A 14885-nucleotide genomic window follows, 5' to 3' on the forward strand; every position below is an offset into this window, starting at 1 on the left:
GAATAGCACGTATCATATATATGTTCAATAGTCAATTGTGATGAGCATTGTTACGTAAAATAATTTTTTATGTTTCTTTATTTTGGAAAGTAGTAACTTAGTACTGAAGATTCTATTATTTGTTGTACTGAAAATAGCATAAGAAGATTATAAGATTTCATAGAAAAAAATTGTATATTTGTTGAAGAGTACTGCTTGTATTAAGATAGTAGTATTAAATATATTATTTTTGTTAAAAGATAACATAATAGAATTATAGTATTTAATTAATTGATCTAAGATAGAGCATATCTTAACTCATGATTAAGTGATTTTTTCAAGTAATGTTAAAAAATGCTATATTGTTGTTGTAAGAAGGTAGTATCACTCTACTTAAAAAATGGTGAGCTGTTTACTATGCTTATCTCTACTGTAATAAAAAGCATTAAGTATTAACATAAATCACGCAATGATAAATATAATACCTGTAATTCAAATTTAGTTTCTGTAAAGGAAATCATTAATAATAGCAATTGCTGACAAAGTTGCTTGGCGTCTTCTTGTATCATTATCATCCTTAATGTCTTGCTCAGATCCTTTTATTGCATTAATTGCTAAGGCTTCTGGATGATCTTGAAATAAAATGTTTCCATGTTTATCTTCAATTGCTTCAATGATGCCATCATCAGAAAACCCTACTATCTTGTATCCAAGAGATTCTATTTTTTGTATATTTTCTTGACTGTTGTTTACTACTCCTCCATGTGCATCTGGAAAATATATTGAAATCCATCCATTATCGTCTGGCTTGGTATATTTAGAAATGATACTTGATAATCTACTTCCAGGTACAACTCGTAATCTGTGGAGTCCTACATCTTTTCTATGTGGATCTGGCATTGAAATAGAGTGTGCAGCTATAGCCTCTTTAGATGCAATTATCTTTTTCACTCTGATAACCTCTATTCCAACTGCATGCATTATACCTTGTAGTCCTCCACATACTCCTATTAAGTGGATATTTGGGTTACTTTCTACAATTTTTACAATTGCATTAGTTACAAGTTGTCTGTTTGGAGTTGGCGAATAAGGTTCAGTGTCTACGTTATAGTAATTTCCAGGAATAAATATTCTATTAATTTTATGTTGTTTAATGAAATTGTGAACTGCATCCTGGATTTTGTTAGCTTCTATTTCTTCTAAAAGGGAAATATCGTTTTTAGACTCTTCTAAAGACTCATTTTTTATTTTTTTAAAATCTAATATTGCATTGTAGTCAAGTAGTACAACTTCTGCCCCTAGTTTTTCTAGCATTTCCGCAATGTTGTTTGAAAACGTCCATTCTTCAGGGTAAGTTTCTTTTGCTGTGCGTACAAAACCAACAACCATTTTATTTTGTGCTGTTTCTAATGCAAATGCTGATATTGACAATAGAAAGGATAATATTAATATAAAATAACGCATTTAGTCTCCGTAAAACTATTAACTATGCCTACTATATGATAAATATACCATAAAGACTTAAGTAAACCCTGAAACATAAGGAAAAGTGGCTTGAGTTGGAATTGAACCAACGACACAAGGATTTTCAGTCCTTTGCTCTACCGACTGAGCTATCAAGCCAGCACTATATTATTGTACTACAGAGATGACATCTAACAATATGCTAATACAAGCCTGTAATTTAATATAAGTCTATGGATTATATATTATAAGTATCATCCATTCAAGTGAAAATATAAGCTTAAATTAATAGTACATTGTGATAGAATATATTTTTATTTTAATAGTGATTTTCTGTGAAGGTAGGTATATATCCTGGTACTTTTGATCCCATTACTTTTGGTCATATTGATATTATCAAGCGAGCTTGTAACTTAGTTGATAAGTTAATTATAGGGGTTGCTAGGAATTGCATAAAAAAGACTATTTTTTCTGCTGAAATTCGTGCAGAATTGATACAGCATGAGATAAAATTACTGAATATGACAGTGGATACTGTGATTTTTGATGGATTATTAGTATATTTTGCTCAGAGAAACAATGCATCTATTATTATCAGAGGATTGCGAGCTATATCTGATTTTGATTATGAATTTCAAATGAGTTGGGTGAATTATAAGCTTACTTCTCAAATTGAAACTATATTTTTACCAGCTTCAGAAGATACTCAATTTATTTCTTCAAGTTTTGTAAAAGAGATAGCACGTTTAAACGGTGATATTAGTGCTTTTGTACCTACAAATGTACAGAAATGTTTAAAAGATTTCTATCAAAATGCTAATTAAATAGTTGTTAACCTTTAATTATAATCTTGCTTTTTGACTGGCTATGCTATATTGGTAAGCGAAACAGCTTGCTATGATTTTCTATAAAAGTGTAGAAAAATTAAGTTATATTTTCATATGTTGATATTTGTGACAAATAATTGTGTATATGAGTGGGATGTATCAAAATACATAATCAATAATTCTAAGGTATATACAATATGGAAACAAAGAAAAGAAGGTATAACTTGGACGTATATAATACTAGAATGTTGGTAGTATAATATATTAATAGATGATATCTCTAAAATGTTAATGATCATACTCTGTATAAGATCTAGATTTTTATGTAATCATGTATACAACTGTATCAAAAATTAGATTACGCAACATTTAGTGGTGTTATGTAAATTATGTATAAAGAGTAAGATTTAAGGAGAAGTAACAGCAGCAAATTCTAAAATTGATATTATCTATGAAATGTATATACGAATATAATAATGATATAATAAAGTTTATGTAAAGAATGCTTAATTTTACAAATTCTAATATTTTGTGAAGGGTTGTACTAGTTATTATATTAATAATATAATAAATTTGTCGTTCTGATAAAATTCAGTACAGCCATACATCCGGGGCTTGCTGCAACGACATCTTATTTATATGTTTTAACCTTGTACATAATCTGCAGTAGAAATACCACAGGATAACTAGTTACTGTGTCTGCCAAGTTTAGTATGATATATTATGGTTTGTTATCTTTTATTGAAAACATAATGAATTTCTATTGTTCTGATAAAAATTTAATAGCTTCTAGTGCAGCCATACATCCGGAGCTTGCTGCAACGACAGCTTGTTTATATATTTTGTCTTGTACATCACCTGCAGCAAAAATACCACAGGATAACTAGTTACTGTGTCTGCCAAGTTTAGTATGATATATTATGGTTTGTTATCTTTTATTGAAAACATAATGAATTTCTATTGTTCTGATAAAAATTTAATAGCTTCTAGTGCAGCCATACATCCGGAGCTTGCTGCAACGACAGCTTGTTTATATATTTTGTCTTGTACATCACCTGCAGCAAAAATACCAGGATAACTGGTTACTGTACTACCAGGTTTGGTAATAATGTATCCATCGTTATCTAAATCTACTATATTGCTGTTATCTTTATTTTTAAGTACTTGTGTGTTTGGAGTATGTCCTATAGCAACAAATACTCCTTTTACAGAAATAGTAGTGATATCTCCAGTTTTTACAGATTTTAATCTTATAGCTTCTACGTTACCACTTTCTTTATTTCCTAATATTTCTTCTACAATATTATCCCATATAACATGTATTTTATTATTGCTGAATAATCTTTCTTGCATTATAGGTTCAGCTCGTAGCTTGTCTCTTCTATGAATCAAAAACACCTTTGTTGCATGCCTTGTTAGATATAATGCCTCTTCTACAGCTGTATTACCTCCTCCTATTACGGCAACATCACTACCAGTAAAAAATGTTCCATCACATGTAGCACATGCAGATACACCTCTACCTTTAAAAATTTCTTCGCTTTTTATATTAAGCCATTTTGCCTGAGCTCCTGTTGCAATTATAATACTATTTGTGATGTATTGATCACCAAATATTCCTATACATTTAAAAGGATATACATCTGAACATATCTCTTTTATTTCGTCAGATATAACCTGAGCTCCAGAGTTAAGGGCTTGTTGTTTCATTTGTTCCATTAAATCTGGTCCTTGTATTGCATCGGCAAAACCTGGAAAATTTTCAACATCTGTAGTGATTGTAAGTTGTCCTCCTGGACACATCCCAGTTATTAATATAGGTTTTAAATTTGCACGAGCAGCATATATAGCAGCAGTACATCCTGCTGCTCCAGAGCCTATGATTAAGACTTTTGTATTGTATGTTTGTGTCATTTATTTATCCATAGTGCTTTTTTCAAGATTATCTATATGTGACTTTAAGTAATCTTCAATACCATGTTGTGATGCTTCCATTGCTGGATCTCCTTGTATCCATCCAGCTGGGCACACTTCTCCATGAATTTGGTGATGTTTTATTGCATCTATTATTCTTAAAAGTTCGTCTACATTTCTACCTATGGGGAGATCATTTATTGATTGATGACGTACTATAAAGTTATCGTCAATGATAAAAGTTGCTCTTAATGCAATACTATTATTGTGTAATACTCCATAGTTACTGGAGATGAAATGCGAATCATCTGCAATCAACGGGAAGCTAATCTTATCAATTCCACCTTTGTTTACACTAATATTACGCCAGTGACTATGACAGAATTCTGAATCTGTGCTGATACCAATAATTTCAGTGTTTTTTTCCATAAATTGAGGTATCCTGTTGTGCAAAGATATAATTTCTGTAGGGCATACAAATGTAAAATCTCTTGGGTAAAAGATTAAAATAGCACATTTACCACTAACATATTCTTTTAAATTAAATTCACATATTTTGTCATCTGGCATAACGGCTTTTGCTGTAAAGTCAATGGCTTGTTTTGTTATGAGATTCATAAAATTACCTAGTTAATTATATAGCAACGATCATTATAGCACTTAATACTACAATTTAATGGTTTTGCAATTATAATTTAAGAATAAAATACATTATATAATGTGAAGCTTTATATTTTTTCATTTAAAATCTAACTGTAAGATTCTTATATTGTTGATTTAATGTTTATTTTGATAAAAATGTTGTAATAAAAAAGTTTTTTATATTGCATTTATAATGTTGGAGTTATTTTTAATTTTGTTGCCATATATTAAAATTACTAAGATAGTACCTGCTGTTTTCACATGTTAATGTCTTTATTTGATTTTTCTAGAGATTTAAATAAGTTGATGTATTAATGCATTTGTGCAATCATGATATGAATAACAGTAATGTTGAATATTAATTGAAGTATACTAAAATACATTTGTTTATATATAGAATATTAGGGTAATTATGTCATTTATAGCTGAAAGGATGGGATGTATTAAACCTTCTCCAACACTTGAAATTGCAAATCAAGCTCAAAAATTGAAAATGTCAGGAGTAGACGTCATTTCTTTAGGTGCTGGTGAACCTGATTTTGATACCCCACAACATATTAAGCAAGCAGCTATTGATGCAATTAATGCTGGTAAGACTAAATATACAGCAGTTGATGGGGTCATCGAACTCAAAAAAGCAATTGTTAATCGTTTTAAACAGGATCATAATTTAACTTACGATGTCAATCAAATTTCTGTTGGAAATGGTGCAAAGCAGTGTATTTATAATTTATTTATGGTCACTATAAATAGTGGAGATGAAGTGATAATACCAGCTCCATATTGGGTATCTTATCCAGATGTGGTAAAAATTTCTGGTGGAAATCCTATCATTGTTGATTGTGGTGAAGCATTTAAATTAACTCCTGATTTATTGGAGTCTGTGATTACTGAAAAAACTAAATGGTTAATTGTGAATTCTCCAAATAATCCTACAGGATTAATGTATACGTATGAAGAATTGAAAGGGATTGCTGAAGTTTTATTAAGATATCCAAATATTTATGTGATGACTGATGATATATATTCAAAGGTAATATATGATGGTCTTGAATTTTTTACCATTGCTCAAGTAGAACCGCGCTTGTACAATAGAGTCTTTACAATCAATGGGGTCTCTAAGTCCTATGCCATGACTGGATGGAGAATAGGGTATGTAGCTGGGGATTCAAAAGTTATTAATGCAATTTCTGTTATACAATCGCAAAGTACAACTAATCCTAATAGTATTGCACAGATTGCATCAATACAGGCTTTAACTGGGGATCAAGAGTTTTTAAATGAAAGAAATAAAATATTTGCAGCACGTCGTAATATGATGATAGATATGGTAAATAATACTCCATTATTGTCTGTAAGAAACCCTCAAGGTGCGTTTTATGTGTTCATTTCCTGCAAAAAATTAATAGGTAAAAGTACAAGGAATGGTTTAATTATAAATAGTGCTATGGATTTTACTAGATACTTATTAGAAGATTATAATGTTGCTGTAGTACCAGGTGAAGCGTTTGGAGCACAAGGATTTTTTAGAATATCCTATGCCGCTTCTAATGAAAACTTATCTAAAGCATGTGATCGTATTTTAGATGCCTGTAATAAGTTGTTATAATAATGTATCAGGCTATGGAAGATATGCATTAAAATCCTAGATGTTATGGTAAAAATGTTATTAAGAGAATACTGTGTTTTAGTAAACTATATCAAATAATATGTAGCTTTGAACTAAGAGTGATTGTTGTAAAATAAAGTTTTAAGATTTAGTATCTGTCCAAACATGATTTAAAGGTGTTTTAATTGATTTTATATAAGAATATATTTTACATGTACCTTGTATGAACTTGAGTAATGTTGTTTGTTTTTGTTAGTTTGACAAAAATATCTAGTATAGTTTTTTATAAAGAATGCAAGTGTTAATGGTAAATTTAACAATATTTCTCAGATAGATGTTCAATAGTCTTACATGTTTTTATATAAAAATTTTTTAATTGGCAAATGCTTATTTAAGGAATATGGTGTAAGTTTAAAGACAAGAATCATATACATTTTTTATAAGTAACTTTACTAAAATGGAATGTTTATAGCCTACATGTTGTATATATAAGTTTGTTTAATAGTAAATGCTTTGTTTAAGGAATATGGTGTAAGTTTAAAGACAAGAATCATATACATTTTTTATAAGTAACTTTACTAAAATGGAATGTTTATAGCCTACATGTTGTATATATAAGTTTGTTTAATAGTAAATGCTTTGTTTAAGGAATATGGCGTAGGTTTAAAGACAAGAACCATATAAACATCTTTTATAAGTACTTTACTAAAATGGAATGTTTATAGCCTACATGTTGTATATATAAGTTTGTTTAATAGTAAATGCTTATTTAAGGAATATGGCATAGATTTAAAGACAAGAATCATATACATTTTTTATAAGTACTTTACTAAAATGGAATGTTTATAGCCTACATGTTGTATATATAAGTTTGTTTAATAGTAAATGCTTTGTTTAAGGAATATGGCGTAGATTTAAAGACAAGAATCATATACATTTTTTATAAGTACTTTACTAAAATGGAATGTTTATAGCCTACATGTTGTATATATAAGTTTGTTTAATAGTAAATGCTTTGTTTAGTAGATTTAAAGACAAGAACCATATAAACATCTTTTATAAGTACTTTACTAAAATGGAATGTTTAATAACCTGCATGCTTTTGTATAAGTTTTTTTCATTAGCAAAATACTCAACACAATTCATTATGAAAAATACCGTTAAGATTATCGTACATTATCAATTAAGCCTTGATTGACTTTCACAGAGTATTTTTTTATTAAATGTGTTATTAGCTGGTTTTTTAGTGATTCTAAATTGTCATTTGCAATTTTTGCCTGAATATTCTTGAGATCTATATTACTCACTTGATCAGTGTCTTTTATGTCTTTTAACACTGCTATTAACATTTTTTGTTCTGAAGGACTTGTGTCATGTTGATAACTCTTACTGATTTCTCCTTTTTTCAGATGAAAAATTTCATTTATAAAATCACTAGGGTAATTTTGACCAGGATTGTCTACTGCTGCAACACTATTTCTGTAAACTATTTGATTAGGACTTAATGATACTCCGTCAATATTATGTATCTCTATACCTGATTTAAGTTTTATAACAACTTCTTGTGTTAACTTAGATAATTTTTGAGCTTTTAAATTACGCTGCCATTCATATACTAATTGTTCTTTACTTTCATCAAAAGTTTTTTCTCGAGAAGGTTCTATTTTAGTAACATTTACACTAAAGAAATAATCATCATTGTCGATAAAGTTAGAAGGTTTATTTAATTGTGCTGAAAATGCGGCTAAAGTGATGGCATCATAGTTTGTCTCTGACATTTTTACTTTATGATCAGATGGATCTTTGCCTGAGATGTCAGCAACTACTGTCTTTATAGATAAATTATATAATTCTGCTATCTCCTTAATAGATGTACCACTGTTAATCTTATCATTTATAGTTTGAATTTCTGTATATAATAGATCAGTAGCTTTTTTCTTTTTAAGATTTTGTTCAATTTTTTTACTTAATTCTTCTAAGTCTTTAGTAGATATTTTGTGAATATTTTGTATCTTTATAATATGCCATCCAAACATACTGTGTAATATAGGGCTTATTTCTCCTTCTTTTAAAGAAAATACTTGATTTCTTATATCATTAGGAAGTGTATTTTTTACAATGTTGTGTAATGTTATATCATCTAGTGTGGTGTGTGCAATATTTGTAACTACACTATTGAAATCTGTACCTGCATTGAGTTCTTTCAAAGCAACCTCAGCTTCATCTTTAGTACTGAATACTAAGTTGAATATATCTCTTTGTTCATCTAATTCTTGAACTTTTATTTCATTAGCTATTTCCTCTTGTGTTACATTTGTTTGATTAATAAAGCTTTCATAGTCAATTGTTACATATTCTATAACCCTATTTTCTGGAAACATGAAATTGTTATCTTTTCGCTTTTCTTCATATAATTTTCTTAATTCATCAATATTTGGAACAGAAATGTTATTAATTGTAGGTGATATCTCTATAATATCTATAGTACGTGCTTGATGTAAATTTTGTATAATTTGTTTTATTAGTTCTTGATGATATTGAATATAAGTATTTTGCGTACCACTAAATAAACAATTCATCAGCATAGTTATAGGGAATGCTTTTTCTAATTTGCTTATATATAACCTTTCTGTAAGTCCTGCATTTGATAACCCTGTGTTAAACTTTGTTTTATCAAAGTTTCCATTTTCGTCTTGAAAAAATTTTATGCTCTTAATATGATTTAATATGCTTTTTTCTCCTACTTTAAGATTTAATGAATCAGTAAATTTTGTAAGGACTTTGTTTTCAATTAACTTATTTAATGTAGAAAGCTTAATATTGAATTGGGCAATTTCTTCCTCTGTTAATGCACGATTTAGTACATGCTGTATATATCTTAATTCATCGTGATACGCGTTTGTGTAATCTTGCAATGATAGTTTTTCGTGTCCAATTTTTGCAATATATTTTTCGTTAGTAAAACTACCAGGAAGGAAGGATGCTCCAAATGCTATAAATACTAAAGAGCATACTAAAACTATAAGCAATGGCTTTACGAAAAAGGCTTTGAATTTCATTGTGTGTACACATATAAATATCAAATGCTTTTAATATATCAGACAAAAAATCTCATGCAAATGTTTTCATTATAATCGTTAGTGGGATACTGTTATTGAAAAAAAACATTTATGTGAAACATCAGTAATTTGTAATTTATTTTAGTCATGATATTTGTAAATTAATATAATTTAGTTATTAATATTAGACAGTGTTTTATTGATATAACATGTAGTGTAATTAGTTTATTGTATTAAAGTATATAGGTGTAGTATTCAATGTAGGTAAATTATTTTGTAATTTGTAAGACAATAATAAAGCAGCTATTTTTGCATTAAAATTGCTTGATGTTATGGATTGTGTGTAATGTTTATAATCATTATAATTAAAATTTTTATCTAGTAGTTTTATTTTACTTGTTGCAATGAATTTATGATTAAAAGTTTGAGAATAAAATTTATTGTTAGATACTTCAATTATTGAAAATATCTCATCATCATTGGTTTTTGTTGAGTTTGATATCAGATATGCTTGCATTTCTAGAGTGCTTATACCATGTAAGGTAATTTTTGATGCAAGGTGTATACCTTGAGCTGCAGCTATCCCAGCTCTAATACCTGTGAAACTTCCTGGTCCTACTACTACTCCAAGATTTGTTATAGTGCTGTATGAATTATTGGATTTATCAAATAGTTTATGAATTAATTTGAATAGAGATTCTGAGTGTTGATTCTCAGATATACTTTCTTCATAGTGTATAGTTTGATTGTTATTAATTATAGCAACAGAGCATATGGGACCTGATGTATTAATTGCCATGATAGTCATAATTTTTGTATTTTACGAATTACTTAATCATAGCATATAGTTAAAGTGAAGGGTAGTATGAGTTTTGGAATTTTGTAGGTTAAAATTACTGTGATATAAACTTATAATAATAAAATATAAATGAATAAGATTTTATTTTGGTATAGACTTTAGAGGAACCTATTAACAGATAATTATAATAAAATTTGAAGGTATTTTCTCACAGGTTTCAGTAGAAAGCGATAGAGAAAATGGTGCACCCTGAGCGATTCGAACGCCCGACCTTTTGATCCGTAGTCAAAAACTCTATCCAGCTGAGCTAAGGGTGCTACTAGTATAGCTATATAATTTAATTCAAGATCTGTAAATAAATTTTTGATAATAATGTAAATTATGATTGATATAATGAATTAAATTTATTGATGTACAGATCATGTATATATTATAAATTGCTGCTGTTTTATCTAGTTAATGTAAAAAATTAATATCAGTATATAACTTACTGATATTTGTTTTGTTAGCTATAATTAATACAAACAAATGTTCATGCATCATTAAGTACTTTTTGATAAAGTTATAATTTTCATCAGAAAATTTTTTTGTCATTATATATGGAATTTTAAAAATTTCTTTATTAAAATACCTTTGCAATAAATGATATTTTTTTTAATATCAACATTATATTAAAATTTAATATTTTACTTTAAGTAGCTGTAATTATTTAATAGTTATTTATATGAATTTAGATTACACTTGATTTGGTTATTACACTAAGTAATTATTAATGTGTTGATATAATACATAATAGTTAACTTTTTTAGCAAGAGTAAAGTTTAATATATTGATTTTCTGTGATATTATTTATTCATTAAGTGATTTTAGATATTTTTATTTTTAGTACAGTTACTGTATAAATTGTATTGCGTTGGAAAGTTATTAAGTTAATTTAGTGATATGAGTTTTTTATAGTTATTGATATGTATGGCTGGATAAATTTGAATAAACCATGTGGTATAAGTTCTACTGCTGCAGTTAATTTAGTCAAGAAGATTTTGAATGTCAAAAAAGCTGGTCATGCAGGTACATTAGATCCTTTAGCTTCTGGTGTTTTGCCTATTGCTATTGGTGAAGCTACAAAAGTTATGCCTTATGCTGTTGATGTTGTAAAATCTTATTTGTTTACGGTGCAGTGGGGTGAACAGAGAACGACTGATGATGCAGAAGGAGAGATAATAGAGAAGAGTAATATAATACCTAATTTGGAAGATATAAAAGAAGCTATTCCAAATTTTGTTGGATTGTTGAAACAAGTTCCTCCTAATTTTTCAGCAGTACATGTAAATGGAATTAGGGCTTTTAAATTAGCTAGAAGCGGTCAAGATGTAAGTTTAGCTTCTAAGCACGTTTATGTATTAGAGTTAAAATTATTGTCTGTTGACAAAGAAAATAACAGGGCAGATTTTTATTTATTGTGTAAGAAAGGTGTATATGTCCGTTCTATAGCAAGGGATTTAGGTATACAATTAGGATGTTTAGGATATGTTATAAAATTACAAAGAGTTAGGGTAGGTTATTTTAGGGAAAAAAATGCCATTACTTTAGAAATGTTAAAGATGCTACATAGTGATGGTAGGAAATGTAGTTATTTATTTCCTTTATGTTATGTTTTGCAAGATATAAAACATCTTGATAGTATTTTCTCTGATATTCAGATAAAAAAGATAAAAAATGGTCAAAATATTGAGTTAAATAACTTGTGCGTCATTAGTAATTGTGATATCTGTTATGTTAGCACGGATAATGTGCCAGTGGCAATTTGTAATATATTTAATAATGTCGTAAGGCCAGTACGTGTTTTTAATGTTTAAAGATTTGGTGTTTTAGTTATGTCAATTACAAGTAAAAGAAAATCTGAGTTAATAAGTGAATACTGCCTTAAGAAAGATGATACTGGTTCTTCTTTTGTGCAATGTGCAATTTTGTCAGAGAGAATACGTAATTTGACCGAGCATCTTAAAATCCACAAAAAAGACTTCCATTGTAGACGTGGTTTAATGGTATTAGTGTGTAGAAGACGTAATGTGTTGCAGTATGTTAGAAAGAAATATGGAGATAGTGAATATTTGGCATTAATAAAACGATTAGGTATCAGAGATATTTTTCACTGATTTAATTTATAAAAAGTAGGAAATGATATATGTTTAATTTGATAAGAAGATCTGCAGAATGGGGAGGGAATACCTTAATTTTAGAGAGTGGTAAGATAGCAAGGCAAGCTAGTGGTGCTGTTATGGTTAGTTATGCTGGTACTACAGTGTTAGCCACAGTGGTAGTAGGTAAAACTAAAGAGCCGGTAGATTTTCTGCCATTAACCGTGCAATTTGTTGCAAAGAGTTATGCTGTTGGTAAAATTCCTGGTGGTTTTTTAAAGAGAGAGGGTAAACCATCTGATAGAGAGACATTGATTTCTCGTTTAATAGATAGGAGTATCAGGCCTTTATTCCCTGCTGGCTTTTATGATGAAATTAGTATAGTATGTAATTTACTTTCATATGATACAGTTACGCCGCCTGAAGTTACTGCATTAATTGGAGCAACTGCAGCTTTGTCTATATCTGGTGTTCCTTTTAATGGCTTAGTAGTTGGTGCAAGAGTTGGGTATTTGCCATCAGAAGATAAGTATTTACTGAATGCATCTGCTGATGAAATGGCATGTAGTTCTTTAGATTTATTCTTATCAGGTAATGAGGATTCTGTTTTGATGGTTGAGTCTGAGGCATCCGAGTTATCTGAGTCTCAAATGTTAGGGGCAATAGCTTTTGGGCACCAGAATTGTCAAGAAGTTATTAATTTAATCAAGGAATTTAGTAGTGACAGTGGTAAGATGCCTGTCGAATTTATACCACATGATATTAGTTCAATTGTAAATTATATCGAATCATCTTATAAAGAAAATTTTAGTTTAGCATATGCTAATACTGTTAAAAAAGAAAGAGTATTAAAATTGGAAGAGTTAAGAGATAAAGTTTTGGTTGAAGTGACAGAAAAATATAGTGCTGATAATATAGCATGTAATAGTCAAGATATAATTAGTGCGTTGAAAACCTTTGAAAGATCATTAGTAAGGTCCAAGATCGTTGATACTTCTTCTAGAATAGATGGTCGTTCATTTGATGAAATACGTGGTATAGAAATTGAAATAGATGTATTACCTAAGGCACATGGTTCTGCTTTGTTTACTAGAGGAAATACACAAGCATTAGTTGTGACTGCATTAGGTACACCTCAAGATGAGCAAATAGTTGATGATTTAGATGGCGATAGGAGAGAAAATTTCTTATTACATTATAATTTCCCTCCTTATGCAGTTGGTGAGTCTGCAGCTTTACGTGCTCCTGGCAGGAGAGAAATAGGTCATGGTAAACTTGCTTGGAGAGCAATTCGTTATGTATTACCTGAGAAATCAGACTTTCCATATACTATTAGAGTAGTTTCTGAGATTACAGAATCAGATGGTTCTTCTTCAATGGCTACAGTTTGTGGAGCATCTTTGGCTTTAATGGATACAGGTGTGCCAATTAAATCTCCTGTTGCTGGTATTGCAATGGGACTTATTAAGGAAGGTGATAAATTTATAATACTTTCAGATATATTAGGTGATGAAGATTATCTTGGTGATATGGATTTTAAAGTAGCTGGTACTGCTGAAGGTATTACTGCTTTACAAATGGATATGAAAATTTCAGGTATTAGCATTGAGGTAATTGAAAAGGCATTGCTTCAAGCTAAAGATGGTAGAATACATATTTTAGGTAAAATGAATGCGGTAATACAAGAATCTCGCGATCGCATAAAAAATCATGCTCCTAGAATAGAATCTATCTTTATAAATAAGGATAAGATTCGTAATGTGATAGGCAGTGGTGGAAAAAATATACGTGATATCTGTGATAAAACAGGTGCAAAAATTGAAATAATACAAGATGGCACTGTTATGATATATGCTGTTAATAATGAGGCAGTGGAACATGCTAAAAATATGATCATGGATGTTGTAACTGAACCCGAGATAGGTAAAGTTTTTGATGGTACTGTTGTTGAAATTGTGAAATTTGGAGCTTTTGTAAATTTCTTGGGTGGTAAAAGAGGATTAGTACATATTAGTGAAATAAAAAATGAACATATTAGTGCAGTGGGTAGTGTAGTTTCTTTAAATGATAAAGTAAAAGTACTTGTAATTGGCATAGATCGTGAACATATTCAATTATCTATGCGTAGGGTAGATCAAGAGACTGGAGAACCTATAGATGGTGAGCTTTATAATATAAGAAAGGGTAGCTTTTCTGATGATTCAGGTAGTTGCAGTAGTACTGGCAGTAGTTTCAAGGAAGGCTATAACAGCAATAGGTATGGTAGTCATGATAAAAAGCGTGGTGGAGGAGGTGGTAATAGGTCATCACGTCGTAATAGTAATGGATCTAATTATTATAGAGAGGATTTACCGTCGAATGGGTTTGAAAATAATAATCGCTCATTCAGTAATAGTAGGAATGGTAATGACATTCCCAGAAAACCTAGGTTTTTTTAATTAGGTTGCTACGTAA

11 protein-coding genes and 2 tRNA genes are annotated in these 14885 nt (G+C 29.4%); 6 read left to right on the forward strand and 7 right to left on the reverse strand.

Annotation, left to right across the window (positions count from 1 at the left end; translation table 11 throughout):
- Positions 1-477: 477 nt before the first annotated feature.
- Both MR76_RS01615 and MR76_RS01620 read right to left on the reverse strand, forming a co-directional pair.
- Positions 478-1443 (reverse strand): gamma-glutamyl-gamma-aminobutyrate hydrolase family protein, encoded by a 966-nt coding sequence (locus tag MR76_RS01615; protein ID WP_024071962.1) that lies wholly within the window; start codon positions 1441-1443, stop codon positions 478-480.
- 86 nt (positions 1444-1529) lie between these two features.
- Positions 1530-1602: transfer RNA gene (locus tag MR76_RS01620), tRNA-Phe, on the reverse strand.
- 176 nt (positions 1603-1778) lie between these two features.
- Between MR76_RS01620 and coaD the strand changes: the two genes are divergently transcribed.
- Complete coding sequence (gene coaD, locus MR76_RS01625; protein ID WP_024071963.1) at positions 1779-2267, forward strand: pantetheine-phosphate adenylyltransferase; 489 nt, start codon at positions 1779-1781, stop codon at positions 2265-2267.
- A gap of 716 nt (positions 2268-2983) precedes the next feature.
- Positions 2984-3157, forward strand: coding sequence for a hypothetical protein (locus tag MR76_RS05015; RefSeq protein WP_024071964.1), 174 nt, complete (start codon positions 2984-2986; stop codon positions 3155-3157).
- Between the two features lie 70 nt (positions 3158-3227).
- Here MR76_RS05015 and trxB read toward each other — a convergent pair whose 3' ends face one another.
- Both trxB and MR76_RS01635 read right to left on the reverse strand, forming a co-directional pair.
- Positions 3228-4184 (reverse strand): thioredoxin-disulfide reductase, encoded by a 957-nt coding sequence (gene trxB, locus MR76_RS01630; protein WP_024071965.1) that lies wholly within the window; start codon positions 4182-4184, stop codon positions 3228-3230.
- Positions 4185-4802 carry a peroxiredoxin gene (locus tag MR76_RS01635; protein WP_024071966.1) on the reverse strand — a complete coding sequence of 206 codons (618 nt, stop codon included), beginning with the start codon at positions 4800-4802 and terminating at the stop codon, positions 4185-4187. It abuts the gene before it with no gap.
- A 436-nt stretch (positions 4803-5238) separates the two neighbouring features.
- Between MR76_RS01635 and MR76_RS01640 the strand changes: the two genes are divergently transcribed.
- A complete protein-coding gene (locus MR76_RS01640) occupies positions 5239-6435 on the forward strand; it encodes a pyridoxal phosphate-dependent aminotransferase (RefSeq protein ID WP_024071967.1) in 1197 nt (398 codons plus the stop codon).
- A gap of 1166 nt (positions 6436-7601) precedes the next feature.
- On the opposite strand, the gene MR76_RS01645 is transcribed toward MR76_RS01640, so the two are convergent.
- The 3 genes from MR76_RS01645 to MR76_RS01655 form a co-directional block, all read right to left on the reverse strand.
- On the reverse strand, positions 7602-9494 hold the full coding sequence (locus MR76_RS01645) for a SurA N-terminal domain-containing protein (RefSeq protein WP_024071968.1): 1893 nt from the start codon (positions 9492-9494) through the stop codon (positions 7602-7604).
- A 220-nt stretch (positions 9495-9714) separates the two neighbouring features.
- Positions 9715-10293: a tRNA (adenosine(37)-N6)-threonylcarbamoyltransferase complex dimerization subunit type 1 TsaB gene (tsaB, locus tag MR76_RS01650; RefSeq protein WP_235111306.1), complete on the reverse strand. Its 579-nt coding sequence runs from the start codon at positions 10291-10293 to the stop codon at positions 9715-9717.
- Between the two features lie 240 nt (positions 10294-10533).
- Positions 10534-10610 (reverse strand) — tRNA-Arg (locus tag MR76_RS01655).
- A 648-nt stretch (positions 10611-11258) separates the two neighbouring features.
- Here MR76_RS01655 and truB point away from each other — a divergent pair.
- The 3 genes from truB to pnp are packed head-to-tail and all read left to right on the forward strand — an operon-like array spanning position 11259 to position 14869.
- Entirely contained in the window at positions 11259-12149 is an 891-nt protein-coding gene (gene truB / locus MR76_RS01660) for a tRNA pseudouridine(55) synthase TruB (RefSeq protein ID WP_024071971.1), read from the forward strand.
- 18 nt (positions 12150-12167) lie between these two features.
- Complete coding sequence (gene rpsO, locus MR76_RS01665; RefSeq protein WP_024071972.1) at positions 12168-12449, forward strand: 30S ribosomal protein S15; 282 nt, start codon at positions 12168-12170, stop codon at positions 12447-12449.
- 29 nt (positions 12450-12478) lie between these two features.
- The gene (gene pnp, locus MR76_RS01670) at positions 12479-14869 is read left to right on the forward strand and encodes a polyribonucleotide nucleotidyltransferase (RefSeq protein WP_024071973.1); all 2391 of its coding nucleotides are present in this window, start codon (positions 12479-12481) and stop codon (positions 14867-14869) included.
- The last annotated feature ends 16 nt before the right edge of the window (positions 14870-14885 follow it).

This window comes from Ehrlichia muris AS145, assembly GCF_000508225.1.
Classification (GTDB): domain Bacteria; phylum Pseudomonadota; class Alphaproteobacteria; order Rickettsiales; family Anaplasmataceae; genus Ehrlichia; species Ehrlichia muris.

What these genes read in the sequence shown, in the direction of transcription:
- MR76_RS01615 (WP_024071962.1), bottom strand. Translation starts at nt 1,443, where the DNA reads ATGCGTTATTTTATATTAATATTATCCTTTCTATTGTCAATATCAGCA.
- MR76_RS05015 (WP_024071964.1), top strand. Translation starts at nt 2,984, where the DNA reads ATGATATATTATGGTTTGTTATCTTTTATTGAAAACATAATGAATTTC.
- trxB (WP_024071965.1), bottom strand. Translation starts at nt 4,184, where the DNA reads ATGACACAAACATACAATACAAAAGTCTTAATCATAGGCTCTGGAGCA.
- MR76_RS01635 (WP_024071966.1), bottom strand. Translation starts at nt 4,802, where the DNA reads ATGAATCTCATAACAAAACAAGCCATTGACTTTACAGCAAAAGCCGTT.
- MR76_RS01640 (WP_024071967.1), top strand. Translation starts at nt 5,239, where the DNA reads ATGTCATTTATAGCTGAAAGGATGGGATGTATTAAACCTTCTCCAACA.
- MR76_RS01645 (WP_024071968.1), bottom strand. Translation starts at nt 9,494, where the DNA reads ATGAAATTCAAAGCCTTTTTCGTAAAGCCATTGCTTATAGTTTTAGTA.
- tsaB (WP_235111306.1), bottom strand. Translation starts at nt 10,293, where the DNA reads ATGGCAATTAATACATCAGGTCCCATATGCTCTGTTGCTATAATTAAT.
- truB (WP_024071971.1), top strand. Translation starts at nt 11,259, where the DNA reads ATGTATGGCTGGATAAATTTGAATAAACCATGTGGTATAAGTTCTACT.
- rpsO (WP_024071972.1), top strand. Translation starts at nt 12,168, where the DNA reads ATGTCAATTACAAGTAAAAGAAAATCTGAGTTAATAAGTGAATACTGC.
- pnp (WP_024071973.1), top strand. Translation starts at nt 12,479, where the DNA reads ATGTTTAATTTGATAAGAAGATCTGCAGAATGGGGAGGGAATACCTTA.